The following is a 24,596-nucleotide window of genomic DNA, read 5'->3' on the forward strand; positions in this document are numbered from 1 at the left end:
GTCAACTTGAGCCTGATTCAAGTATCCGTTCAGAGTGTGGCAGAAGAACTTATTCAAATAAAGTAGGTGGTAAAATATAAACATTTTATAAAGTGAAAAATGGACTTTTCAGACCACTGCCGAGCTAAAAAAGCCCTGAAAAACGTGATACTTAGGCCACTTCTTGCTTAAGCTGTACAATTTCAGCTTGAGAAAGGCCAGTGGATTCAGCTATTAAATTAACAGATACACCAGCTTTAAGTAAATTTTTTGCAACTTCGATTTTTCCTTTCTCTATACCTTCCTCAAGTTTGTATTCAAGAATGGCTTCTTCTTTCCGCAGATCCATTATTCTTTCTTCATATGCTACTAAATCTTTTTCATTCCAGCTAAACCTGTCTAATTCATCGTAGGCTAACTTTATTATTGGTGCTTTTTCTGCTATCAACTATGTTTTTTAAAAATTTTTTTATTTGTGTAATTTTGCAAATTATATGGGCAATAAAAACCCGTTTGTCATAGAAATAGAATTTTATATCAAACAGCTACCACAGCAATTTCTGCTTAAGCTAATGAATATGTGCTTTAAGTCTGTGTGGACGCACATATTCATTAGCCAATTTCAGTTACCGTTGTGAAGATTTTTAAGTATGCAAATTAATTGCTTCTTTAAGTCTTGTATTAGCAATTACTATAATTTTACGCATTAGGGCTGTTATAGCCACCATCTTCTTCTTACCATCAACTATGTTTTTTAAAATTTTTTGAATTTAGTCTCATTTGTTGATAATTTTGTATTTTTATTCAATTGAAAAATGTATTTTGGTAACAAAGATCCTAGTTTATACAGAAAGAAATTTATATCAAACAGCAACCACTGCTTAGATTTTATGGTTAACGAATATGTGCTTTAAATGTGTGTAGACGCACATATCCGTTAACCTATTTTCTATGCAGATTTTTTTTTATTTCATATTAATTGCTTCTTTAAGTCTTGCATTGGCAATTACTATGATTTTTCGCATTAGAGCTGTTATAGCTACCATCTTCTTTTTACCTCTACCAATAAGATCAGAATAAAAAGCACCAAGTGCAGATTTAGATCTTGCAGCAGCCATAGCAGCTGTGAAAAGCTTTGCACGAACATTGCTTCTACCACCTGTTATCCTTCGGTAACCAATAGTTTTACCGCTTTCTTTTGGATGTGGAGCAACTCCAGCAAGACTTGCAACTTCTTTTTTGTTTAGGTGGCCAAGTTCTGGCATTAGACACACAAAAACTTGTGATAACTTGAGACCTATTCCTGGCACTGTTCTCAAGATTTTTTGACGCTTTTGTAACTCTGGATTTTTATCAATAATTCTTTGTATGGCATCGTTGAACTCATTTATCTGACTGGTAAAAAAGTCTATTGTTTTTTGGCAACTTTCCTTTATATAGTCGTTTTCAGGTGCTGCAAGCCTACATTTCTCTTGAGTTCTCATTTGCGTAATGTCATCACGACGTTGACAGAGTGCAACTAAGGCGGTTTGTTCTTTTGACATAGGCACAAATAGAGATAGAGCACTATAGCGTTCAAAACCATATTGAGCAAGGGCTCTTGCATCTGATTGATCTGTCTTTGCTAAAGTTCCATGTGATATGATAAAACTTTTTACTTTACGAGTATTAGCTCGATGTACAGCAACATTCTTATCAACAAGAAAATGTGCTAAGCCAAGCTCATATTTTCCAGTGTTTTCTAAAGTTACTAGAGAATTAGGTAGGATATCTGAAAATTTTTGAAACAACTGTTGCCAACCAGTAGCATCATTGTCAAACTTGATAGCGCTCCTTTGGTTATAAGCTGCAGCAACATTTTTAAATTTTCCGATATCAATGCCAATGAAATTTTGATAAGATGTAATCATAATAAATAACCTCGATAGTTTAATTAATTTAAGATTGTAAACGGGTGCATACATATGTCCCATGCAACTATTCAAACGTATCGAGAGATGGGGCTAGTTTACCTTGATGGCTACGGTTGTAATACCAACTTTCATTCGGTCGCACACGCCCGTGATAGCCCTATTCCTATAGTGAGTAGGGTTATCTTTCCCTCTTATCTCTTTTATATCACATTTTTAACTTACAACTTTCTATGCTAGTTTGCTTGCTTACAAGCAAACTTTTCTGGATCCCAGTGTCTGGGCACTGGGATGACACCCCCTTGGATGGAAACCAGCGTCAGCTACTTGAATGACAGCAGTCCTACGTCATGCCGCCGCGGTATCTCTAGATCCCGCTAACACGTAGCGGGATGACGGTTGTCGTTTAGCCATAAATGTTTAAGAAGTTTACCAAACGAAAAAAAAGGCAAAAGAAGCCCCGTGGTTGGCTAATTATTTACATTATACTTTCAAGTATGGCGTTTTTTTATTCTAAACGCTTAATAACCGCGATTTAGTTGCTTTTAAGCCGCAACTAATCTAAATTATAAACATTAAGAAATTTACTAAACAGAAAAAAAGGCAAAAGAAACCCTAGGGTAGCTAGTTATTCACTATCCATTTTTTAAATCGGCGTTTTTTGATGTTTTAAATGCTTTATAAGCGCATTTCAGCTTATATTAGGTAAAAACCTAGAAATTTTATAAAGACATAAGGTGCACATAGTGCAAAAAATTAAACATGGGACGCCAGATACGTGAGTTTTTTTGTCATTTAATCTGTACAGAGAAGATAAATAAATAGCTTCAGTTTCATGATAAGGGGGCTGGCGAAGGATGTCAAGTAAGTTTTTTCGTTTCTATTTCCAATAAAAGTTTGTATGCAATAACACAGAAGCATGCACTGCTATTCCTTCATTTCTTCCAATATAACCTAATTTCTCTGCAGTGGTTGCTTTGATATTTACAAATTCATCATCAATTTCTAATGCTTTTGATATGAATTTCTTCATTTCTACTTTGTAAGGCGATATTTGAGGCTCTTCACAAACTATAGTAATATCTAAATTAGACACGCTGTACCCTTTTTCTTTTGCTTTTTTAGCAGCAAAGTCAAGAAAGTGAGATGAATTGCAATCTTTCCATTCAGAGGAACTAGGAGGAAAGTGCTCTCCTATGTCGCCACATCCCAGTGCTCCGAGTATTGCATCAACGATTGCATGTATTGCAACATCACCATCAGAGTGCGCTTCTATTGCCATGTTGTGTTCAATTTTCACACCGCAAATTTTTATAAAGCTTTCAGCACCATTTTGAACTTTAATGAACTTATGTATATCATAACCGGCTCCGACACGAAATTTTGGCTCTTCAAAAAGAAGCTTTGCCATATTGATATCCTCTTTTGTGGTTAACTTAAAATTGCTTTTCTCACCTTTAATAATCGCAACATGTTTTTTGTGCTCTACCATTAGTGATGAATCGTCAGTAAATTCTTTGACTGATTGATGGCATGATAATAATTCTTTGAAATTAAAAATTTGAGGGGTTTGTATGGCTCTGAGCTTTCCTCTTGAAATCGTAGATTCAATAAAACTATTACTCACCAATGACATAGTGTCTTCAACTTCTATTGCTGGAACTACTCCTGTATATTGATCATTAATCATAGATTCAACCAAGTTATCTATCAGAACATCTGACACAAAAGGCCTACAAGCATCGTGTATAACTACAAAATCTGGGTTAATTTTTTGTAAGCTTTCAAGCCCTAGTTTAACTGAACTTTGCCTGTTTTCTCCTCCGTATACAGGGCTTAGTAATTTAGTGTCTGTAATTAGTGATATAGCTTTCTCATAGAAACTTTCATGGTCTCTATTAATTGCTATTCTTATGTAATCTATATATTGGTTAGCCAGAAATCTTTTAATTGTATGAAATAAAACAGATTTACCTGCCAGTTTTATATATTGCTTAGGAATCGTAGAATTGCATCTACTGCCTACTCCCGCTGCAACTATTAATGCTGCTATTTTGTATTTCTTAGCGCACATATTTCTTTTTGTAGAAGCTTTCCTCTCTATCCAAGATTCTTTCCGAAAAATAAAATTTCTGACATCATATAAAAGTTACTTCCCCTATTAACTAGCATAATTATAATAGCAAAAGAGATATTTAGAGAGCTCAAAATCTATCTTTGCCTGCGGATTAAACAACTAAATTTTAGTAAAAAATGATAGTATTACAAATCGTAAAATACTTTCAACATAGGAAAAATAAATTGCATATTTTTCAGTAAATTAGCTATGCTAAACACATGCAAAAACGTCATATAACTATTTGTTTCATACTGCTTTTTATAATAGGGATGTTATTCCTGATGCGTCCTATGATTTTTCCATGTTTAATATCTATTATTATTGCATATTTGTTTAATCCGCTAGTAGTCAAGTTTGAAAAGTATAGAATACCACGTTCATGTTCTGTAATTTTTATAATACTTATTTTATTAATAGCTTTTATACTAGTCATAACATTTGTTTTACCTATTATATATGTTCAAATTACTTCAATATTAAATTTCTTAGTGAGTAAAGTGCCTTCATTAAAGTTTAAAGTAATCCCCTCTGTATTAGAATTTCTTAATATGAAAATCGAGGATAGCTTATTTGATCATTTATCTAAAAATCTAGCAGAAAATTACAGCAACTATGTATCTTATTTCATGAATGCTCTTGATATTGCTAGTAACTTTATAATCCAAGTGTTAAGTTCAAGCTTTAACACGGTATCATTAATGGTGATTACTCCTGTAGTGTTTTTCTATATATTACGTGATTGGCCTTTAATTATAGAAAAAGCTAATAAATTAATCCCTATTCCTTACAGAGGAAAAATTGCAGATTATTTTTCCAAAGTGGATTTCATTATATCTAATTATCTAAAGGGGCAGGTAAATGTATGTATTGTCATGATGGTCTTTTACTCTGTGAGCCTGAGCATAATCGGATTGGAACACTCTATTGTTATTGGAATTTTATCAGGAATGTTAACGTTCATACCTTACGTAGGGCCATTATTATATACCATTATTGGGTTTTTGAGCGCTATCACTCAATTTAGTGGATGGTTTGAAAGTGCTGCCGTTTTGCTATTATTTGGTGTTGGACAATTAATAGATTCAAACATATTAGTTCCTTTATTAATAGGAAAAAAAGTTCATATACATCCAACTGTAATTATTCTGGGAATTACTATATGCGCTTCATATTTTGGATTTACAGGTATATTACTTTTTATTCCAATAATAGCAATGTTCAATGTATCAGTAGAATATGCAATCAATAAATATTTTAAAAGTGAGCTTTATAAAAACGGCTAACAGACCTTTTGCATAATCAATTTATGGTAAGAGGAGAAATGAGCCCAGAATACCTGACACATTTGAGGAGCGTAAGTAAATTTTTGCGCAAAAATTACTACCAGAAAGAGGTTACGTAAGAGGCTTAACGTGCAATTAAATTTATTTGACAATAATCGAGCTGATTATAGTCGGCAAAATTACATCATCTTAGATGAAAATAAGCACGTATATAATTCGGTAGTTAATGATTTATCTTGGAAATGTCTGATTCTTTTTGGACCTAAAAGCTCCGGTAAAACTCATCTTGCTCATATTTGGCAATCAATAAACGATGCAATCTTTATCAATGTGAATAACTTCGTAAGCGAGATTAGGTATAGCGATGCTTTTATTTTAGAAGACGTACAAAACATTAAAGATGAAGCAATGTTATTACATTGTTACAATTACATGAAAGAAAACGACAAGAGGCTGCTAATCACTTCTTCAATTTCACCAAAAAAGCTTAACTTCAAATTAAGAGATTTAAGTTCTCGAATATTATCAACTATCAGCGTAAAAATTTTGCCTGCAAGCGAGGAATTATTAAGAATTATGCTAATAAAACGATTTTCAGATAAACAGTTAAAAATTGATTTAAAAGTGATTAATTATATTTTAGCAAGAATAGAACGTTCTTTCTATAGCATTGATAAAATTATAGAAAAGATAGATAATGAATCTATAGGGTCAAATGTGACCGTTCCTTTTATTAGCACTTTATTAAAAAAAGATGCCATTTGATTTCTTCTTTTGTAAAATACTCATTGTGTATATTAAAAATTTATTAACACCCATAACACTTACGTAATTGAAATCTCCACCTGTCTATGTTAGAATTATAATAAATGTTATGTTATAATAAATATAGATAGATACAGCTAAGAAGTATTCTATATTTATAGTAGAGCTCACTTTATAAGGTGTTTTTTATAGATTTAACGTTATAATTTAACTATGATAAGAGTAAGATTAAATTTAAGAAAAAGGTTAAAGCAAAAGTTTGTGATGTTCACTCTATTGATAAATGCTTTATTTGTCTCATATTTTCTCATAAGAAACACAGGGAACACTTCTAATCACATTATAGCCAAAGAAATAAATATAGGAACTGATAATGAAAAATAAACAGTCGCAAAATAAAAAAGAAAATCTTTACATAACATATTACATAGATGCTTTAGCTTCAGAGAGGTCCGCTGCACAAAATACTCTGGAAAGTTATCGTTCGGATTTACACCAGTTTGAAGAATTTTTATTGGAAAGCGGCACTACCTTGGTTGGTGTAAACAAAACCAATATTAAAGATTATGTGAAATCTTTATGTACACAAAAAAAATATAAAAGTAGCTCTACATCAAGAAAAATATCCGCTATGAAAAATTTTTACAAGTGTCTATTTAATGACGGAATAATAGATTTTAATCCAGCGCCGGCTAATGATGCTGAATTAAAGAATCCAAAAGTTTCTCGTCCTTTGCCTAAGTATTTAAGTGTCGAAGAAATATTTTTGCTAATGGACACAGTGAGAAAATCAGCAAGCGAATCGAATAAAGAGATAAGCAGTAAAAGGCTATGTGCGATTTTAGATATCCTTTACTCTTCTGGAATGCGTGTTTCTGAACTAATTAGTATGAAATTATGTGAAGTGTCACATTTAATAAACAGTAATAACAAAGAATGCTATATAATAATAAAAGGAAAAAGTGGTAGAGAGAGGCAAATTCTTTTTAATGAACAAGCATTGCAGAGCCTTAGAAATTATTTATCAGTTCGTGATAATCTGATCTCTAAAGAAAAGGAATCCGATTGGCTATTCCCAGGTGATAAACCTAATAAACCAATTACAAGGCAGAGGGTCGGTCAATTAATGAAGGAGTTGGCAAGAAAATGCAATATTGATGAAAATAAGATCTTTCCACACGTGATTAGGCATTCTTTTGCTACCCATCTACTAAATAGCGGAGCAAATATTGTGTTGATACAGAAAGTTCTTGGCCATACTAACCTTTCTACAACACAAATATATACTCATATTGCTAACGAAAAGTTAAAGGACAAATTAGCTGATTCGCATCCTATTACTCAGATGATCAATAATTAAATTTATTGTTTTTAATTTGTAATAAAGTTAAATTTAAATAAATTTATGTGAGTTTGTGATTTCAAGTTTATTGTTTAATTTCTTTCTTATATTATGGGAGGTATTCTATACTTTCATTACTCTCCCTGTAATTTTCTTTTCTGAGTGTGTAATAACCATTTTCCTCGTCTGTTCGGTGAGAGTTGTATTATTCATGCTGCGTTTATTATGTGGCATTAAATATGAAGTGAGGGGAATGGAAAACATCCCTAAGCAACCTTTTATCATTGCATCTAAACACCAATCTCCATTTGAAACATTTATTTTTATACTACTATTTAGAAAAGCGGTTTTTATTTTAAAACGTGAATTGAAATGGATTCCATTCATTGGTTTGCATCTTATAGCGCTGAAAATGATTTTTATTAACCGTTCAGATGGTATCAGTTCTATACGCCATATAATCAAACTAGCAAAAATGCGTATAAAAGAAAATAGAAGCATAATAATATTTCCTGAAGGTACAAGAACAACTATAAACCAAAATATAAAATATCAACCAGGTATTGCTGCTTTATATAGCGTATTATCTGTTCCTGTGTTACCGGTTGCTTTAAATACTGGTTTGTTTTGGCCAAAAAGCATACTTTCTCTGAGAAAGAATCCCGGAAAGGCAGTAATAGAAATATTGCCCCCAATATATCCTGGGTTAAACAAAAATGAATTCTTGCAAAGTTTAGAAAAAATTATTGAAGAGAGAAGCAGTAGATTAACCATAGGAAAAACTGATATTGCAAATTAACAAAAAAACTTTATAATTAAAAGAAAAGTACAGTATTTTAGGTATTAATACATGGCAAATCATAAGAGTGCTAAAAAAATGATAAAGGTAATAGCAAAGCGCACTTTAATAAATAAGATGCGGAAAAGTAAAACTCGCACCTCTATTAGAAAATTGGTTGATATAATCAAGTCTGGCGACAAAGAAAATGTTGTTCTGGCATTTCGGAATGCTGAATCTAATTTACACAAGTGTGTGAATAAAGGTGTTATTCATAGGAATACTGCTGCGCGTAAAATAAGTCGCTTAAATGCAAAAGTAAAAGCATTGATGACCGCTTAATACGGTTAATGTAAAGTTAACTGTATTAATATATACTCCTCAGTTTGTATATTCTGTATAAAATTTAAGTAGCTTAAGTGATGGATAAAAAAGTGCTATTAGAACTAAGTAATGGATTAAAAATCGAGCTACCTGTATTAAGCGGAACAACAGGTCCTGATGTGTTAAATATCAATGATTTATATAAGATGACAGGATTATTCACTTACGATCCAGGGTTTGTTTCTACAGCTTCATGCTCTTCTACAATTACATTCATTGATGGAGATGAAGGAGTTCTTAAATATAGGGGACATAATATAGCTGATTTGGCAGAGAATAATAATTTTACTGCTGTGATTTATTTATTGCTCTATGGTGAATTACCCAGTTCAGAGCAACACAAAAAATTTCTTCTCAAAATACAAGAATCATCCAAAGTATCAGAGCAAGTTACAAATGTAATTAAAGCATTTCCAAAAACTGCTCACCCTATGTCAATCTTAGTTGCATGTTTTGCAAGTTTGTCAGCATCTTATCATGAAAAGCATGGCAACAATGTCAATGGTGAAGACCTAGATTTTGGAATTTCTGCAATAGCGCAAGTTTCCACAATTATTGCAATGATTTATAGGCATATCAACAATCAGGAATTCATAAATGCTAACAATGAATTAAGTTACAGTGAAAATTTCTTAAAGATGATATTTGGCGATGCTGTTGATAATGATAAAAGCGCCCTTTTTGCAAAAGCTCTGGATAAAATATTTACTCTCCATGCTGATCATGAACAGAATGCTTCTACGGCGGCTGTCAGATTGGTGGGATCGGCTGGTTCTAATCTGTTTGCAAGCCTCTCTGCAGGAGTTGCTACACTTTGGGGACCAGCACATGGTGGAGCTAATGAGGCAGTTATAAATATGCTAAAAGAGATAGAGCAAAGTGGAGATATAGATAAATTCATCGAAAAAGCTAAAGATGATAAAGATCCATTTAAATTGATGGGATTTGGACATCGTGTTTATAAAAATTATGATCCGCGCGCGCGTATATTGGAAGGCGCTTGCCATGAGGTTCTAAGTAAACTAGAACAAAATAATGAACTGCTTAAAATTGCAAAAAAACTTGAAGAAATAGCTTTAAAGGATGAATATTTTATCGTGCGTAAGTTATATCCAAATGTTGATTTTTACTCAGGTATAATAATGAATGCTATTGATATCCCCTCAAATATGTTCACGCCTATTTTTGCACTTGCAAGAACCACTGGTTGGGTTACTCAGTGGTATGAAATGATAAATGATAAAGAAACTAAGATCTGTAGACCAAGGCAACTCTATTTTGGTAAATAAATTTATTTTCACTTCATTAGACTTCTTGCATAACCCAAACTAAGTAGAAAAAAGGTGTCATCCGAGTAGCTGACACTGGTTCCTTTACGACGGAAGTGTCCAGAGGTGTCATTCCAGTCTGGAATCCAGAAAAAAGGATGGTGTCATTCCGTATCCGTTCAGCCAATGGCGTCAACTTAAGAACTTTCATTAGCAAACTCTCCTAAAGACATGATGGCGTTTAGGCTTATCTACTTTATTGCGGCTGTCCCGGTCGGATTTTAACTTTAGCGCGTATACTTAAAAAGGGCTTGAAAGTTTTTTGGCGCAATAAGTATAGCCTTTCTTATAATAGTCCGAATGCGATAAGATATGTGTTTATGGCTATAGCAGGCCAGTAGCATATTACGGTCTGTTCGGATTATTGTAAAAAGAGCTATACCTGATAGAGTTTCTGCCTCATTACACCAAATAAAACTGAAAAATTTAAACGATACTCATACCAATTCTCATTATTAGTGAATCAAATAAGCGATATTGTAGAGTTATTTATAGCTCTTTTTACAATAATCCGAACAGACCGTAATATGCTACTGGCCTGCTATAGCCATAAACACATATCTTATCGCATTCGGACTATTATAAGAAAGGCTATAATTGTGGAGTGAGAAAGAAAGGCAATAGTATGGCTTTTTTTCCATTGTTATCTATCCGTTTATTGTGCAGTGGGAATTGGTATCAGTAATTTGATCTGGGTTCCAAGGCCCTTGTGCATCACACATATGAAGCGATAATATATTGCACATGACCAAGTTTGCCCAAAATTCTTGTAATACAGCCTCTCCAGAAAAATTCTCTAACTCTGCTCCTACTTTGAGTCGTTTATAGCACTCCTCTATGTGCCACCTTAACACATAAGCTTTGCTCCAAAGTCTCGGTCAAAAACTCTGTTTCTCAGTTGGCTAATGTCAGCACTATAACTCTTACTTTCTGTCCTTTCATTTTATTTTTTAGCTTTTCATTTTCTAATATAAAATCAAAATCTAATTCGCCAGCGTTCCCATAGCTTACTATAATTTCTTTTTTGCAAGCGAAAAATAAAATCTACTTCCAAATTATAATGCTGCTGAATGAATTTTACTGAAGACGATCATAGATAAATAATAATTTCTCTTGATTTAATAAACGCATTTGAGTGATAACTTCGGGTAATTGCTCTGCCGCCAACGTTTGTTCACCTATATTCCAAGCTGCAAGACGAGCACTGCAAATCAATGAAGTACACAAATCAACAAACAAATTGCCAATGGTGCCTGTTGTTCCATTTGGTTCAAACTCGGATACAATTTCCCCAGAGCTGGGTAATCTCATACCAGAACCATCTGCTGCAATAAGTCTATAGCCTCTCCAACTCAGGTTCATCCTGATAGGCTGTTTGGATGCTTAAATTCTTGAAAGCCTGTATGGCAAATCTTATATCTTGCTTTAGAAAAAGCTTGCTTTGAGGGTACATGTCAATGGCTCCATAAGTTCACATTCTATTCCCAAACTTTTTTTAACTAACTTTAAAATCATAGAAAATACTGTCGAAAAAGGAAGTTTTCTTGTTCGTGTAAAACTCAACACAATGGATTTTCTGAAAAGTTTTCGAGTATATTGCATTTTTAATTTGTAAGATAAGATCTTTTCCTTTTTGCATGCCTCACCTAAAAAAGACACATTTTAAACTTTTTTGTTGCAATAAAATAGAAACAAAAGTGCTGTCCCTTGCACTCTTTGGATAATTTAATGATAAAAAATTTAGAGAGAAATTTTATACACTATCGCTGATATTTTTCCTTAAGTTGATGCCATTGCCTGAACACTTACCTAATGATGAAGCTATCGAAAACATAGCAAAGAGACTTCAAAAATCTATAGACGATGCAAAAAAGCACAAGGTCATGTTTAGTGTTGATGTATTCCAAGGAGAAAAAAGTCATCAATAATAGATTATTCGATACTGATCTTATACCACCTCATGGAGCAAGATAAAAATGTTACTGAGACTGGAAAAGAAAAACTACGGCCTCTTATGTTAGAAATGTTTAATCTAGTTTCAACAGGCACTGATGTGAGCCAAGAAGTTCGGAGATTATTGCCAGAAGATATACTGAAAGAACGCGGCGAATATTTGTCACGTCTAAAACAAATTGTAAGTGATAGTATTGAAAATGACAAAAAAAAAGGAATTGTAGTAGAAAGAGATAATAAATTTTATTATGTACAGTGTCCAGAAAAAAGTGTGATCACTCCTGCAAAATTTATGAACTCCCCGGAATTTAAGGACTTAGAATATGGTGCATTGCGAATAGGAGAAGGAGATAATCTAATCTGAATAAAAAGCTGGCAATATCATGATATGCAAGGCAAAGTAAAAATGACCTTTAGGGTAGGCGATGAAAAGATCGAAATGATTTTATCTTCTGAAAAAGCTGAAAGTTTTGGTAAAATAATGGTACATATGGATGACAAAAGTTGTGAAATCTTCTCAAAGTACCTAAAAGAGCTAGAAAAAGAACCTCGTATAAGCAAGGTTGTTGAAGCTGCTAAAAGTTTTGCACAAACGAAAAGCAGTGCAGTTAGTCCACCTCTTTCTAATATGAAAAGTGTTGACACATCGCAACATTTTCAAAGTAGTGACCATGAATCACCAGAGCATTAACAATTATCATACATACATTGTTGCATATAGCAATAGTGTATGTGTATAGTTAGTAGGGTTTGTAAACTTAATAAAGTCTACAACTAATTTGAAAACTACTTTATTGTATGCAAGACTTTAAAATACTAGAAAATCTAAAAACCAAAGCACTAGAAGCTGAAAAAGGAGGCGGTTCTGACAGGATTACCAAACAACATGAAAAAGGGAAATTAACTGCTAGAGAAAGGCTCAGTATATTGCTCGATGAAAGTTCTTTTGCAGAATACGATAAATTCGTAAAACATCATGCAAATGATTTTGGCATGCAAAATGCTAATTTTTTAGGTGATGGGGTAGTGATTGGTCATGGTACTATTTATGGCAGAAAAGTTTTTGTTTATTCTCAGGATTTTACTGTCTTTGGTGGTTCACTTGGTGCGTCACATGCAAAAAAAATATGCAAAATTATGGATATGGCAATTAATGCCAGAGTTCCAATTATCGGACTAAATGATTCTGGTGGAGCCAGAATTCAGGAAGGAGTAAATTCTCTTGCTGGTTATGGAGAAATTTTTCAAAGAAACGTAAGTGCATCGGGTGTTATACCACAAATTTCTTTAATTATGGGCCCATGTGCAGGAGGTGCAGTTTATTCCCCAGCATTAACTGACTTTACTTTCATGGTGAAAAACAGTTCATATATGTTTATAACCGGGCCAGATGTAGTAAAAAAGGTTACCTACGAAGATGTAAGTTTCGAAGACCTCGGTGGAGCAAAAATTCATACAAGCAAAACAGGAGTAGCGGATTTTGCATTCAATAATGATGTTGAAATGCTGCTAAAAATGCGTGAATTCTTTACTTTCTTACCAGCAAATAATCAAGAATCACCAAAATCTGCACCAATCTGTAATGATGTTGACGACATTGATGAATCCTTAAACACTCTAATTCCTACCAATCCTAATACTCCTTATGATATGTATGAACTCATTGAAAAAGTTTGTGATGAAAGGAATTTCTTTGAACTGAAACCTGATTTTGCTCGTAATATCATAACTGGTTTTGGTAGAATTGGAGGAAATACTGTCGGTATTGTTGCAAATCAACCTATGCACCTTGCAGGATGTTTGGATATTGATTCTTCAAGAAAAGCTGCGAGGTTTGTAAGGTTTTGTGACGCATTTAACATTCCGATCATCACACTTATTGATGTTCCAGGATTTTTGCCGGGTACAAATCAAGAATACAATAATATAATACAACACGGAGCGAAACTGCTTTACGCTTACGCTGAAGCGACCGTGCCGAAAATTAGCCTTATCACTAGAAAAGCGTATGGTGGTGCATACATTGTTATGAATTCGAAACATCTAAAAGGTGATATAAATTATGCCTGGCCAACTGCTGAAATAGCTGTGATGGGCCCTGAAAGTGCAGTTGAGATTATATTTCGACACGAAAAAGATCAGCAAACGTTAATTAAAGAATATAAAGAAAAATTTGCTAACCCATTTTTTGCTGCATCATATGGATACATTGATGACATTATAGTGCCAAGTAAAACAAGGTATCACTTTTGTAAAGCATTAGAGCTACTCAAAAACAAGAAGGTAGAAAGGATATGGAAAAAGCATGACAACTTACCTCTGTAACTTTCTTCTAAGCCTTGCTTACAAGTTATGCAATATTATAAGTATAATCAGTGTGCCGTTACCAAGATTCGAACTTGGGACCTCGTCATTACCAATGACGTACTCTACCACCTGAGCTACAACGGCAAGTTTATATATTATGATAATGAATAACACAAAAAAGAATAAGGAAAAAGAAGAGGAGAAAAAAAGATTAGCGAAAGCTTTAAAGCAAAATATTTTGAAAAGAAAAAAGCAGCAACAGAGTAGACAGAGAACCCTTTCAAAACTCGTTTGTGGTGAGGAATTTTTAGGAGAAAGCACCGCAGAATACTCGAATGTATTTGAGAACGACAAAATTACCATCAGAAACTTAAGTTTTGAAGGAGGTATCATGCCAGAACTACCGGAAGTGGAAGTAATCTCTAATTTTTTGCTTGATAAAATTAAAAACAAGCAAATCAGTAATGTTATAGTGAATAATTGGAATTTACGTGCCCCAATAACAAAAAATATTGATGATATGCTAAAGGGCAAAGTCATACGCAACATCAAGCGTAGAGGTAAGTATACCATCTGGAATACAGATGGTAGTGTGGCTGTAATCATACATCTTGGCATGAGCGGAAAGCTTATATATGCTGACCACGATCAAATGCGGAATAAGCATGATCACGTGGTATTTTTATTTTCTGACAATACTTCAATAATTTTTAATGACCCAAGAAGATTTGGATTAGTTATCGTTTTAAATAAAGAACAAGAAACGGATTTTTTTAGCGATTTTGGAATAGAGCCCCTCACGGATGAATTCAGTGGAGACTATTTACAGGAGTTGCTGAAAAACAAAAAAGTGAATATCAAATCAGCGTTAATGGACAATAAATCAATAGTTGGCGTAGGCAACATATATGCTTCTGAGAGCTTGTTTAGAGCCCGTATATCACCACTCAGGTCAGCAAAAAACTTGACCTATAGAGAGTGCGAAAAACTTGCTGCTGAAATAAAAAATACTCTGAGTGATGCAATTGCTGCAGGTGGTTCAACACTGAAAGATTATGCACAGCCATCTGGATCTGCTGGATACTTTCAAAATAACTTTTACGTATATGGTAAAGTTCAAAAACCTTGCAAGATTTGCAATAATATCATAACACTTATACGACAAAATGGCCGTAGCACTTATTTTTGCAACGCGTGCCAGAATTAAGATTTTATTTTTTGATATGATATTTTCACTTGAAAAAGATCCATTTGATTTGTTTTCAAAGTGGTACAAAGCAGTACTTAATTCTCCGTGTGAACAACCAACTGCAATGACGCTAGCAACTTGTAGCAAAGACTGTATTCCATCTGCAAGAGTGGTATTACTAAAGGAATATAGCAAAGAAGGTTTTGTGTTTTTCACTAACGTAAACAGTAAAAAAGGGAAAGAATTGACTGAGAACCCCAAAGCTGCGTTAGTGTTTCATTGGATAGAATTTGCTAGGCAAGTGCGAATTGAAGGAGAGGTTAAACTTCTAAACGATGAAAGAACTGACAAATACTTCTCTTCTCGAGCGCTGGGTAGTCAAATTAGCGCATGGTGCTCAAAACAATCGAGCATTCTGAAAGATTGGCAAGATTTTGAGCAAGCTATAAAATTGAAGGAAAAAGAATTTCACAATACACAAGTTTCTCGTCCTGATTTTTGGGTGGGATTTTGCGTAATCCCAAAAGTAATTGAATTTTGGCAAGAAGGTGAATATAGGAAGCATATTAGATTTAGATACACTCTTGTTGAGGGAAGCGATTGGAAAGTGGAACAACTATATCCTTAAAAATGGTTGCGGGAGTAGGATTTGAACCTACGACCTTCAGGTTATGAGCCTGACGAGCTACCGAGCTGCTCCATCCCGCGTCGTTGCTTATTTAGTTATTATATATACAAATAATGAAAAAAGAAAAATAAAATTTCACCACATGCAAATATCGACACACTTATTAACTTTTCTTGACATAATAGTTAGTTATATACGTAACAATCTGCGCAATGAACAATATAACTTGATACTGTGGTTTCCTGTTCTTCAGTGTGCAGGAATTTTAACATATTTTTCCCTAAGTTTTGAACCAAGCTGCATATCTATTTTTCTTTTGCTTTTACCCACACTAATTTTGATTGCAATATTATACAGAAAGTACGCAATATTATGCATTGCTTTAATTGCAGTGCTCATAGGATTTACAGCCAGTAAATTAAGAACAGCTTTAGTTGATACTCAAATTCTTGATAAAGAGAGGTATGTAAAAAATATCGTTGCCACAGTGAAGGATATTAACGACAGGGGCTCATATAAACAATTTCTGCTTTCTGTTGAAAAATCCCCTACTATCTCAAAATCCTCTCCTGTCATCCCAGCGCCCCCTTTTGTCATCCCAGTACTTGATACTGGGATGGCTTTGTTGCATCGCTAGCTATGATGGATTAAAGATAAAAAAGGTGGAGAATATCAGTAGCTTATTATTCTGGTATTTATAACAAGAACGGTCAGTGAATACCTAAATTTGAGTAAAAGAAATTTCACTACCACTCACTAATCTGGCTAAAATTCAAGAATTTCAATGCTTTAGCTATTTTCAATAGAATTAAATTTATTAATATAAATAACAAATTACTATTCTTAAATTTGATCAGATTGATTGCAAAAAAACAAGATTTTCAATAAGTTGCTTATAATCCTAATTATAGTTAGCCTTTCATAAGTAGCGATGCAACAAAGCCTACTGGGATCCAGAAAAAAAAGATATGGATTCCAGCGTCACGCGCTGGAATGACACCGGATAGAGCTCTAGATAACATCAGAATATCAGTTAGAACCAAAGTGGAAAAAGGCATTAAAATAGGCGATCAAGTAAAATTATCAGCAAAACTCTTCCCTCTAAAGATTGCACCTTAGGAGTATGCATACGATTTTGCAAGAATAGCATATTACCAGAAAATAAGTGCAACAGGTTTTGCAACAAGCAAAATAGCCCTACACAAAAAGGCTGAAGCAAGGCAATTTCTAGAGTATATAGAATCTTTCCGTCAATACATTTATGAAAACCTGCAGCAAAATATCAAAAAACCACATGCGGATATAATCTCTGCATTACTGATCGGTAAAAAAGATGGCATAGATCAAAAAACTATGGACGCGATACGAGATTCAGGTATAGCACATTTGTTTGCCATATCTGGTTTGCATTTATCATTTGTTGCTGGTCTGTTTTTTGTAGTGTTTCGTAATTTATTCGCAATATCTGAAACTTTGACTCTTAAGTATAACACCAAGAAAATATCTGCATTCCTTACTATCTTGCCAACCACGTTTTATTTATTGATTACCGGTATGCAAATTTCTGCTCAGCGTGCCTACATTATGGTGATTTTAGTACTCGTTGCAATAATGATAGAGAGAAAATATCGAGGGTTAATAGCAATTGCGTTTGCTGCTGCAGTGATACTTATCATAGAACCTGAAGCAATTTTAAAGCCAGGCTTTCAGATGTCATTTTCTGCTGTTTTGGCACTGGTTGCCAGTTATCAAATTAATGCTAATAAATTATTCAAAATAAAAATAATGAAATATTTTGTGTCGATAATGATCAGCTCAGTAATAGCAAGTTTAGCAACTGTTCCGTATACGATATATAATTTTAATTATTTTTCAATTAGTGGCATTATCACAAATTTAGTTGCTATACCAATAGTTACATTAATTATTATTCCACTTGGAATAATTTATGTCTTATTGATTCCTTTAGGTATTGAATGGATTATAGCGCCATTTATAGAGCGCCCAATTGACAGCATTTTGTATATAACAAACGCTATCGCTAGTCTTCAGTATTTGGTTATTCCCATTCGTACTTTTCCTGCCTCATCAATTATTATAATAACATTTGGGTTATTGTGGCTGTGCTTGTGGGAAAGAAATTGGCGTTTTTTGGGATTTTTTTTTATTGTACTAGGTATTTGCTTTAGCGCTGCATATAAAACCCCCGACATCCTAATAAATGCTGATAATGTTGCTGCAAAGGAGAGTGATAACTTACTATATTCTCTCACTAGAAAAAGCAGAAATTTTGTTATCAAAACGTGGGCAAAGCAAAACGGACAGAACCAAATTTTGAATCATACAAAATATAGCAATCCAGATAAAAGACTAAAGTATGGCTGTATATATAATAAAGGAAATAATAAATCAGTACTGCTTGCTTATAAAAAAGAAGATATCTTGAGAAACTGTAATAGTGTTGATCTGATAATTCAATTAAGTGAATTCGACTATTCAGCTTGCAACGCTAAAATTATTAAACATGCTGATCTAGAAACGTATGGCACACATTCTGTTTGGTTAACAAATCGTTACGTAAAGATTAATACAGTGCGCTCCAATAGGCCTTGGCACATGTTGAAAAATTAAGAAACTTGATTTTAAGGTTTGGTTAATGTATACCTAAATAAGTTTAAACTAGAAAAATGTTATGGTTACAGACACTCAAGATCCTTTCAAAGACTATTTTGATTTTTTAGGATTTAGAAAACTTTCTGACCAGCCCAGTAGAATTTTGAGCTCTATAAGAAAGTATTCTGGTACTATATCGATAGCAAGTACCATTGCTACTCTTATAGCATTTACTGCCTTTTCTATTCAGCCTGTTACAGTAAGTATTGCTGGGTTTGCGTTCACGCCAGCACTTCTTGCCTTTATTCCTCTTATAGTTCTCTTATTTACTGCTGTTATAAACTTTATAAATACACAAAAAATAAAAGAGAATGAAATAGATAAAAAAATAGGAAACTATCAAGTTGATGAACAGTACAGCCAGATTGCTCAAGAAGCTAAAAAAATTGAAATTGTAACAAATTTAGATAAAAAGGGGGAAAAGCTTTCAATAGTTTTACCAATTTCTAAGACGCAGAGAGAAATACTAGAAGATATAGAAGCAGAAAATAGAAATAGGATTCTCTTGTTTACTGGATCATATGTATTTGGTACTATTATAGTAGTTTCAGCAATATCACAATCCATTAATGCTCCAATAATATTAATAGCTTTATTAGTCGCTATTCTTTTATGCATCATATCAACACTTAGCAATCTAATAAGTAATAGCGTGGATCATGAAAATCATACTATTAGAAAACACAGTTCTTTAGGTCTTCTATTTCCATACTGGTCTGGAAAGGGCATGGTTGTATCAGTAGTAGAAAATAAGCTTGGTAAAAGGGAAAATGAACTAATATCTCTAATGAAAAAACTACTTAGTCCGCTTTGCAACTCATTTGACAGTAACCTTAAAAAAGCTTGCGATTTACTTGATAATAGTCTTTTAAAGCCTGCAAATATTAACATTAAAGAAACGCTTGATCACCTAAAAAAAATCAGAGAAGACATCAAAAAAGATTTAGATTGGCTACATGCAGAAATTTCAGAAGTTTTAAACAACACTAAAGAATTGACAAAAAAAGCACATTCACTAGATATTGAAGGTACTTTTTCTAGGTTAGAGAATGCTATTAAAATTGCTGAAGATAAGATTGAACGATTTGAACCAAGCCGCTTTGTAGGCTGGCTTCAATCAACTACGCAGTCTAATAATAACGAGTTCCTTAGCATGCTAAAAAAGTTAAAAGAGGATACAGAAAAGGAAAAAACGGAATTGAAGAAGCAATTAAACGTAGTAAGGAATGAATTAGAAGAAATAAAAAAGAAGCAAGCTCAACCAAGTACGCCTGATTTAGAAGCTAACAATGGAAATAATACTAATAAATTATTAGTGTTAGAAAATAAAGTCAAAGAACTACGTGACACAGTTAGAAAGTTAGAGCTGGAAGCAGAACAAAATAAGCTGCAGCAAAAGAAGGAAAAGTTAGAGCAAAAAAAATCTGAACAAGAAAAAACAGATGAATGGAAAGAAAAAATCAACGGCAAACCAAGTGACTTTCTATATTATTTATTAGAATCTATTAAGCTGGAAGAAAAAGATAATAAAGAAAAAAAGGTTGAGGCAACATTACGGGATTTTGATAACAAAATAATAATTCACTGGAAAGATGGCTCTCAAACAATTTGCCATATTAAAAAACAAGATGATCTTCCTAGTACAAAAGTTGATTTTGTAGATCAAAATATTCAAGCAGCATTTGCAGTAGCTCGCGCGGGGTAGTTGTTATAGACCACTTAGAAGTAACCTTAAGTGTTAATAATGATAAAGAGAAATTAAGGTTAGACACCTATATAGCTGAAAAATGCAACATATCACGCAGCAAAGCGCAAAGATTGATACAAAATGAGCAGGTGAAATTACTTGGCACACCGATAATTAATAATGACCACATAGTAAAACCAGATGAAGAGTATGTGGTGCATCTCGTTCAACCTGACATATCCACATCGATTGAGCCTAATTATGACATAAAACTTGATATCGTCTATGAAGATGAGGACATTATAGTTCTGAGTAAACAAAGTGGATTAACAGTGCACCCAGGTGCTGGGACAAACAATGATACGCTTTTGAACGCAGTTATCGCTCACCTTGATGTAAGACCAGGAATTGTTCATAGACTCGATAAAGATACTAGTGGGCTAATGGTAATTGCAAAAAATGAAGCAGCCCATAGTTTTTTGTCTGAATTGTTATCAAATCGTAAAGTAAAGCGAGAATATTTAGCAATAGTTTGGGGAATATTATCTTCTCAGCAAGGCACGATAAAAACTAACATTGCTCCCAAACGCGGTAATAAAGAAATGATGTGTGTAACAAAAATCACAGGCAAATTAGCAATCACTCACTATTTAGTGCAAAAAGTTATAGGACAAGTAAGCCTCGTTAAATGCACTTTAGAGACAGGCAGAACATGTATGGTCCCAGAGAGTGATGGTATACTATCATCATCATTTAAGGAGTCATTATGGGACAGATATTACATGGGTGCGCCAAAACAACACAGACGATTCGTAGAGCAATACAAAATAGAAAAGAGAGCATAGCAAAACTCTCCAAGCATTATAACCTTAATCCAAAAACTATTATTATAGCCTTTCTTATAATAGTCCGAATGCGATAAGATATGTGTTTATGGCTATAGCAGGCCAGTAGCATATTACGGTCTGTTCTGATTATTGTAAAAAGAGCTATAAGTGGAGAAAACGTTCATTTACGAAAGATGCTGATATGGGTCGAAAGCATCCAAGATCAACTGTTTTAACGCTAGAAGAGGAAGCTATAATAGTTACATTTCGCAAGTATACACTACTGCCACTAGATGATTGCCTTTACGCTCTGCAGTCTACAATTCCGCATTTGACTCGCTCTAGCTTGCATCGTTGTTTACAAAGACACAACATTAGCAGATTACCAACTGTTGATGGAGAAGTTAAGTCAAAAAAGAAATTCAAACAATATCCTATCGGTTACTTTCATATTGATATTGCTGAAGTTAGAACTGAGGAGGGCAAATTACATTTGTTTGTTGCTATTGATAGGACATCCAAATTTACCTATGTTGAGTTGTGTAACAGTGCTACAAAACCCATAGCTGCTGAGTTCTTACGTAATTTGATTAGAATTTTACCGTATAAAATCCATACTATTTTGACAGATAACGGTATACAATTTACAAACCAGAAGCGTCATAAGTATGCTTTCCAACATATATTTGATAGAGTTTGCGAAGAGAATGTTATTGAACATCGTTTGACAAAAGTTAGCCATCCTTGGACGAATGGGCAAGTCGAGCGTATGAATAAAACTTTAAAGGATGCTACAGTTAAGAAGTATTACTATCAATCGCACCAGCAACTTAAAGAACACCTTTATAACTTTGTTATGGCTTATAATTATGCAAAGAGACTCAAAACTCTTAAGGGTCTTACTCCTTATGAATTTATAGCTCTTTTTACAATAATCCGAACAGACCGTAATATGCTACTGGCCTGCTATAGCCATAAACACATATCTTATCGCATTCGGACTATTATAAGAAAGGCTATATATGTTATCAGTGGACACAGTCTCCAGAATTATTTATACTAAATCCACACCATCACACTCTGGGACCATACATCTAACTATTGCATTCCTGAGCATTTTGATTCATCATTCTCTTTGTGAAAAACATTCCAAACTTTCTCTCCACTTTTTCTGGGTAAGGTCAGTCAAACCTCCATTTTTTTTATATCAATTTATTACTTTTTTTTCGGTTTGACACACTTTTTTGAACATTCCCAACGAAAAAAGAAAAACAAGGTTTAATTTTCTTTTTTATTTGCGATTTATCTATTAATTAACCGTGAAAGGTTACATGTAATGCTTCTTCACATAATTATCAATAATTGCCTTAAATTCTTCAGAGACATTATCACCTTGTAAAGTTTTGAAATATTTGCCGTTTTTGTAGACTGCTGAAACAGGTTTTTCTCCATATCCAGGTAAGCTGATTCCCAAATTTGCGTGTTTGCTTTCTCCAGGACCATTTACTATGCATCCCATAACAGCAATGTTCATATGCTCTACACCTGGATTTTTTTTCTTCCACATCGGCATATGAGTTTTTATATAGCCATTCACCTCTTCAGTTAATATACGAAAACGATCGCTACTCGTGCGCCCACAACCAGGACATGAATTAACCTGAGGGTTAAAGTGTCGCAAGCCTATAGACTGCAATATTTCCTGACACACCACCACTTCATTAGTACGCGATTCACCAGGACGTTGAGTCAAAGAAGCCCGTATTGTATCTCCAATGCCATTTTGCAATAAATAAGTAAGCCCTGCTGCGGTATTTACCACACCTTTATTGCCCATACCAGCCTCAGTTAAACCCAAATGCAGCGCATAATTGGAAGATTTTGCAAGTGCCATATAAACTAAAATTAAATCTTGTACTTTGCTAACTTTACATGAAATGATTATTTTGTTTGAATTTAGACCAATTTCTTCAGCTTTTTTTGCACTATCAAGAGCAGACATTACAAGTGCTTTGCGCAGTATAACATCAGAAGGCCTTGAATTACTAAGCGAAGAGTTTTCATCCATCAATTTTTGCAAAAGGTATTTATCAAGACTACCCCAATTTACCCCAATTCTAACCGGAAGATCGTGCATTATTGCATACTCTATCACCCTTTCAAACTTCTCATCACGTTTGTCGCCAAAGCCTATATTGCCTGGATTGATTCTAATTTTACCCAGCATTTTGATGTTGTCTGGATAATCTTGAACTAATTTATCTAGCTCATATTGACCGCAGCCTACCAATATTTTACCGTCAAAACCTTCTTTATTTATCTCTTCTACTATATAAGGTATTGCTCTTGCTACCTCCTCTGAGTTCAAGGCAATTCGCACCAATTCTGAACCTGTACGCGCTAGTTCTGTTATCTCTTTTGCATAATGTTTTGCGCTACTTTTTATATTATCAGCATCTATATGCACGCCAAGCGCCATAGATTGTACAACTACAGGATTATTTCCGCCTATCTTTACTTTTCCAACTTCTACAACATGAGTTTTGTGCCTGGAAATCTGCGATAATTCATATGTATTATTATTCAATATCAGGTCTTTATCTAGCATATTATTAATGGCCAATATTGTGATACTATTTTACTGTGTCAGCTACACTGCCAAATGAACTTGAACCATTCAAACTATAAGCATCTACGTTATCCAAATTAGCAATAGAATCATGTGAGCACGTTCTTCTTGATGGAGTTTCTTTTATAGTGACATTTATAGGAGAAACTTTCTTTTCTCGTGTTGAAGTAACTTTCTTCTCTTCTTGTTGTTCACTTTCATGCTGCTTATTTTCATACTGGAAAACTGACTCTTGATCTATAAATACAGCACCCCTTAAACGTGCGATATTAATACCATGCTGATTTATCATAGTGCTCTCTTCATCGTCGACTATGCAAGCTTCCATGTCATTTGGCTCATTATCAAGACTAGCAATTTTTTTCTCTTTTAATTTTTTGATTAGATCTTCTTTATTTATAGCTCGATCTTGTAATTTTTTTTTCTTGAGCAATTCCCTACGCTTCTCATACAGTTTATATGACTCAGCAAAATCCTCATCTGTATGAAAGTTTGCACCACCAGGGTTACCAGGAGGTATGTATCTCTTACTGAGCTTAGATTTAGCTTCAGCACTATGCACAGTAAAAAAGCTAGAAACCAAAAACATTAATATAAATAAAATTTTAGAAAAAACCCTAAGCATATGGTGCTATAGTAAATATCGTGTTTTAAAAGATAGCAATTAACAAACTTTAAGTAAACCAGAATCTTTACTAACTTTACAATACAAATATTTTTCTAAAAAGTGATATGTTTGCTATCAAAAAAACCTACGCAGACTAAGAGAAGAGTAAGGTGTTACAAGTTGCGTAACACCTTTTCAAGAAAAGTGT

At 33.7% G+C, this 24,596-nt stretch carries 19 protein-coding genes, 2 tRNA genes and 7 pseudogenes; 19 read left to right on the top strand and 9 right to left on the bottom strand.

Features of this window, described 5'->3' with window-relative positions; genetic code table 11:
* Nucleotides 1–151: 151 nt before the first annotated feature.
* The 4 genes and pseudogenes from ABWU67_RS05185 to ispD form a co-directional block, all read right to left on the bottom strand.
* Nucleotides 152–424: pseudogene (locus ABWU67_RS05185) on the bottom strand (hypothetical protein); the annotation flags it as partial.
* A 199-nt stretch (nucleotides 425–623) separates the two neighbouring features.
* Nucleotides 624–734 (bottom strand): annotated as a pseudogene (locus ABWU67_RS05190) (IS110 family transposase); the annotation flags it as partial.
* Between the two features lie 210 nt (nucleotides 735–944).
* Nucleotides 945–1,889, bottom strand: a complete 945-nt coding sequence (locus ABWU67_RS05195; protein ID WP_265022222.1) for an IS110 family transposase — start codon at nucleotides 1,887–1,889, stop codon at nucleotides 945–947.
* Between the two features lie 880 nt (nucleotides 1,890–2,769).
* Nucleotides 2,770–3,963 carry a 2-C-methyl-D-erythritol 4-phosphate cytidylyltransferase gene (gene ispD, locus ABWU67_RS05200; protein WP_341821922.1) on the bottom strand — a complete coding sequence of 398 codons (1,194 nt, stop codon included), beginning with the start codon at nucleotides 3,961–3,963 and terminating at the stop codon, nucleotides 2,770–2,772.
* A 263-nt stretch (nucleotides 3,964–4,226) separates the two neighbouring features.
* On the opposite strand from ispD, the gene ABWU67_RS05205 reads away from it, so the two are divergent.
* From ABWU67_RS05205 to ABWU67_RS05235, 7 genes are all read left to right on the top strand, one after another.
* Nucleotides 4,227–5,291 carry an AI-2E family transporter gene (locus ABWU67_RS05205; protein WP_341821923.1) on the top strand — a complete coding sequence of 355 codons (1,065 nt, stop codon included), beginning with the start codon at nucleotides 4,227–4,229 and terminating at the stop codon, nucleotides 5,289–5,291.
* A 129-nt stretch (nucleotides 5,292–5,420) separates the two neighbouring features.
* Nucleotides 5,421–6,056 carry a DnaA ATPase domain-containing protein gene (locus tag ABWU67_RS05210; protein ID WP_213863258.1) on the top strand — a complete coding sequence of 212 codons (636 nt, stop codon included), beginning with the start codon at nucleotides 5,421–5,423 and terminating at the stop codon, nucleotides 6,054–6,056.
* Between the two features lie 373 nt (nucleotides 6,057–6,429).
* On the top strand, nucleotides 6,430–7,416 hold the full coding sequence (locus tag ABWU67_RS05215) for a site-specific tyrosine recombinase (protein ID WP_341821924.1): 987 nt from the start codon (nucleotides 6,430–6,432) through the stop codon (nucleotides 7,414–7,416).
* Between the two features lie 193 nt (nucleotides 7,417–7,609).
* Complete coding sequence (locus ABWU67_RS05220; RefSeq protein ID WP_010081980.1) at nucleotides 7,610–8,197, top strand: lysophospholipid acyltransferase family protein; 588 nt, start codon at nucleotides 7,610–7,612, stop codon at nucleotides 8,195–8,197.
* A gap of 51 nt (nucleotides 8,198–8,248) precedes the next feature.
* On the top strand, nucleotides 8,249–8,518 hold the full coding sequence (gene rpsT / locus ABWU67_RS05225; protein ID WP_012673338.1) for a 30S ribosomal protein S20: 270 nt from the start codon (nucleotides 8,249–8,251) through the stop codon (nucleotides 8,516–8,518).
* Nucleotides 8,519–8,598: 80 nt separating this feature from the next.
* Nucleotides 8,599–9,849: a citrate synthase gene (locus ABWU67_RS05230; protein ID WP_353281849.1), complete on the top strand. Its 1,251-nt coding sequence runs from the start codon at nucleotides 8,599–8,601 to the stop codon at nucleotides 9,847–9,849.
* Nucleotides 9,850–10,346: 497 nt separating this feature from the next.
* Nucleotides 10,347–10,496: a hypothetical protein gene (locus ABWU67_RS05235; RefSeq protein WP_353281851.1), complete on the top strand. Its 150-nt coding sequence runs from the start codon at nucleotides 10,347–10,349 to the stop codon at nucleotides 10,494–10,496.
* Between the two features lie 69 nt (nucleotides 10,497–10,565).
* Here ABWU67_RS05235 and ABWU67_RS05240 read toward each other — a convergent pair.
* Nucleotides 10,566–11,527, bottom strand: a pseudogene (locus ABWU67_RS05240) (transposase); the annotation flags it as partial.
* Between the two features lie 145 nt (nucleotides 11,528–11,672).
* On the opposite strand from ABWU67_RS05240, the gene ABWU67_RS05245 reads away from it, so the two are divergent.
* The 4 genes from ABWU67_RS05245 to ABWU67_RS05260 all read left to right on the top strand — a co-directional run bounded on the left by ABWU67_RS05245 (nucleotide 11,673) and on the right by ABWU67_RS05260 (nucleotide 14,166).
* Nucleotides 11,673–11,816, top strand: coding sequence for a hypothetical protein (locus ABWU67_RS05245; protein WP_007548727.1), 144 nt, complete (start codon nucleotides 11,673–11,675; stop codon nucleotides 11,814–11,816).
* Nucleotides 11,817–11,848: 32 nt separating this feature from the next.
* Complete coding sequence (locus ABWU67_RS05250) at nucleotides 11,849–12,205, top strand: hypothetical protein (protein WP_223823154.1); 357 nt, start codon at nucleotides 11,849–11,851, stop codon at nucleotides 12,203–12,205.
* A gap of 24 nt (nucleotides 12,206–12,229) precedes the next feature.
* A complete protein-coding gene (locus ABWU67_RS05255; RefSeq protein WP_231115838.1) occupies nucleotides 12,230–12,532 on the top strand; it encodes a hypothetical protein in 303 nt (100 codons plus the stop codon).
* 107 nt (nucleotides 12,533–12,639) lie between these two features.
* The gene (locus ABWU67_RS05260) at nucleotides 12,640–14,166 is read left to right on the top strand and encodes an acyl-CoA carboxylase subunit beta (protein WP_353281854.1); all 1,527 of its coding nucleotides are present in this window, start codon (nucleotides 12,640–12,642) and stop codon (nucleotides 14,164–14,166) included.
* 53 nt (nucleotides 14,167–14,219) lie between these two features.
* Here the strand turns inward: ABWU67_RS05260 and ABWU67_RS05265 are convergent.
* Nucleotides 14,220–14,292, bottom strand: a tRNA-Thr gene (locus tag ABWU67_RS05265).
* A gap of 247 nt (nucleotides 14,293–14,539) precedes the next feature.
* Between ABWU67_RS05265 and mutM the strand changes: the two genes are divergently transcribed.
* Both mutM and pdxH read left to right on the top strand, forming a co-directional pair.
* Nucleotides 14,540–15,355: a bifunctional DNA-formamidopyrimidine glycosylase/DNA-(apurinic or apyrimidinic site) lyase gene (gene mutM / locus ABWU67_RS05270; RefSeq protein WP_010963068.1), complete on the top strand. Its 816-nt coding sequence runs from the start codon at nucleotides 14,540–14,542 to the stop codon at nucleotides 15,353–15,355.
* A gap of 16 nt (nucleotides 15,356–15,371) precedes the next feature.
* Nucleotides 15,372–15,965, top strand: a complete 594-nt coding sequence (pdxH, locus tag ABWU67_RS05275) for a pyridoxamine 5'-phosphate oxidase (RefSeq protein ID WP_022626142.1) — start codon at nucleotides 15,372–15,374, stop codon at nucleotides 15,963–15,965.
* 3 nt (nucleotides 15,966–15,968) lie between these two features.
* Here the strand turns inward: pdxH and ABWU67_RS05280 are convergent.
* Nucleotides 15,969–16,045: transfer RNA gene (locus ABWU67_RS05280), tRNA-Met, on the bottom strand.
* A gap of 62 nt (nucleotides 16,046–16,107) precedes the next feature.
* Here ABWU67_RS05280 and ABWU67_RS05285 point away from each other — a divergent pair.
* The 6 genes and pseudogenes from ABWU67_RS05285 to ABWU67_RS05310 form a co-directional block, all read left to right on the top strand.
* Nucleotides 16,108–16,575, top strand: a pseudogene (locus tag ABWU67_RS05285) (competence protein ComEC); the annotation flags it as partial.
* 341 nt (nucleotides 16,576–16,916) lie between these two features.
* Nucleotides 16,917–18,596 (top strand): annotated as a pseudogene (locus ABWU67_RS05290) (ComEC/Rec2 family competence protein).
* A 61-nt stretch (nucleotides 18,597–18,657) separates the two neighbouring features.
* Nucleotides 18,658–20,343 (top strand): hypothetical protein, encoded by a 1,686-nt coding sequence (locus ABWU67_RS05295; protein ID WP_353281858.1) that lies wholly within the window; start codon nucleotides 18,658–18,660, stop codon nucleotides 20,341–20,343.
* A gap of 71 nt (nucleotides 20,344–20,414) precedes the next feature.
* Nucleotides 20,415–21,038: pseudogene (locus ABWU67_RS05300) on the top strand (RluA family pseudouridine synthase); the annotation flags it as partial.
* 53 nt (nucleotides 21,039–21,091) lie between these two features.
* A pseudogene (locus ABWU67_RS05305) lies at nucleotides 21,092–21,214 on the top strand (IS481 family transposase); the annotation flags it as partial.
* 68 nt (nucleotides 21,215–21,282) lie between these two features.
* A complete protein-coding gene (locus ABWU67_RS05310) occupies nucleotides 21,283–22,215 on the top strand; it encodes an IS481 family transposase (RefSeq protein ID WP_353282237.1) in 933 nt (310 codons plus the stop codon).
* Between the two features lie 264 nt (nucleotides 22,216–22,479).
* On the opposite strand, the gene ispG is transcribed toward ABWU67_RS05310, so the two are convergent.
* Both ispG and ABWU67_RS05320 read right to left on the bottom strand, forming a co-directional pair.
* Complete coding sequence (ispG, locus tag ABWU67_RS05315; RefSeq protein WP_353281860.1) at nucleotides 22,480–23,760, bottom strand: flavodoxin-dependent (E)-4-hydroxy-3-methylbut-2-enyl-diphosphate synthase; 1,281 nt, start codon at nucleotides 23,758–23,760, stop codon at nucleotides 22,480–22,482.
* Nucleotides 23,761–23,785: 25 nt separating this feature from the next.
* Complete coding sequence (locus ABWU67_RS05320) at nucleotides 23,786–24,406, bottom strand: TRP75-related protein (protein ID WP_070356736.1); 621 nt, start codon at nucleotides 24,404–24,406, stop codon at nucleotides 23,786–23,788.
* Nucleotides 24,407–24,596 lie beyond the last annotated feature (190 nt).

The sequence above is a fragment of the Wolbachia endosymbiont (group A) of Aleiodes leptofemur genome (assembly GCF_964028465.1).
GTDB lineage: Bacteria > Pseudomonadota > Alphaproteobacteria > Rickettsiales > Anaplasmataceae > Wolbachia > Wolbachia pipientis.

Excerpts from the sequence above, each read along its gene's own strand:
- ABWU67_RS05260 (WP_353281854.1), top strand. The coding sequence starts at position 12,640 with ATGCAAGACTTTAAAATACTAGAAAATCTAAAAACCAAAGCACTAGAA.
- ABWU67_RS05230 (WP_353281849.1), top strand. The coding sequence starts at position 8,599 with ATGGATAAAAAAGTGCTATTAGAACTAAGTAATGGATTAAAAATCGAG.
- ispG (WP_353281860.1), bottom strand. The coding sequence starts at position 23,760 with ATGCTAGATAAAGACCTGATATTGAATAATAATACATATGAATTATCG.
- ispD (WP_341821922.1), bottom strand. The coding sequence starts at position 3,963 with ATGTGCGCTAAGAAATACAAAATAGCAGCATTAATAGTTGCAGCGGGA.
- ABWU67_RS05220 (WP_010081980.1), top strand. The coding sequence starts at position 7,610 with ATGCTGCGTTTATTATGTGGCATTAAATATGAAGTGAGGGGAATGGAA.
- ABWU67_RS05215 (WP_341821924.1), top strand. The coding sequence starts at position 6,430 with ATGAAAAATAAACAGTCGCAAAATAAAAAAGAAAATCTTTACATAACA.
- rpsT (WP_012673338.1), top strand. The coding sequence starts at position 8,249 with ATGGCAAATCATAAGAGTGCTAAAAAAATGATAAAGGTAATAGCAAAG.
- ABWU67_RS05255 (WP_231115838.1), top strand. The coding sequence starts at position 12,230 with ATGCAAGGCAAAGTAAAAATGACCTTTAGGGTAGGCGATGAAAAGATC.
- ABWU67_RS05250 (WP_223823154.1), top strand. The coding sequence starts at position 11,849 with ATGGAGCAAGATAAAAATGTTACTGAGACTGGAAAAGAAAAACTACGG.
- ABWU67_RS05195 (WP_265022222.1), bottom strand. The coding sequence starts at position 1,889 with ATGATTACATCTTATCAAAATTTCATTGGCATTGATATCGGAAAATTT.
- ABWU67_RS05295 (WP_353281858.1), top strand. The coding sequence starts at position 18,658 with ATGGTTACAGACACTCAAGATCCTTTCAAAGACTATTTTGATTTTTTA.
- mutM (WP_010963068.1), top strand. The coding sequence starts at position 14,540 with ATGCCAGAACTACCGGAAGTGGAAGTAATCTCTAATTTTTTGCTTGAT.
- ABWU67_RS05320 (WP_070356736.1), bottom strand. The coding sequence starts at position 24,406 with ATGCTTAGGGTTTTTTCTAAAATTTTATTTATATTAATGTTTTTGGTT.
- ABWU67_RS05205 (WP_341821923.1), top strand. The coding sequence starts at position 4,227 with ATGCAAAAACGTCATATAACTATTTGTTTCATACTGCTTTTTATAATA.
- pdxH (WP_022626142.1), top strand. The coding sequence starts at position 15,372 with ATGATATTTTCACTTGAAAAAGATCCATTTGATTTGTTTTCAAAGTGG.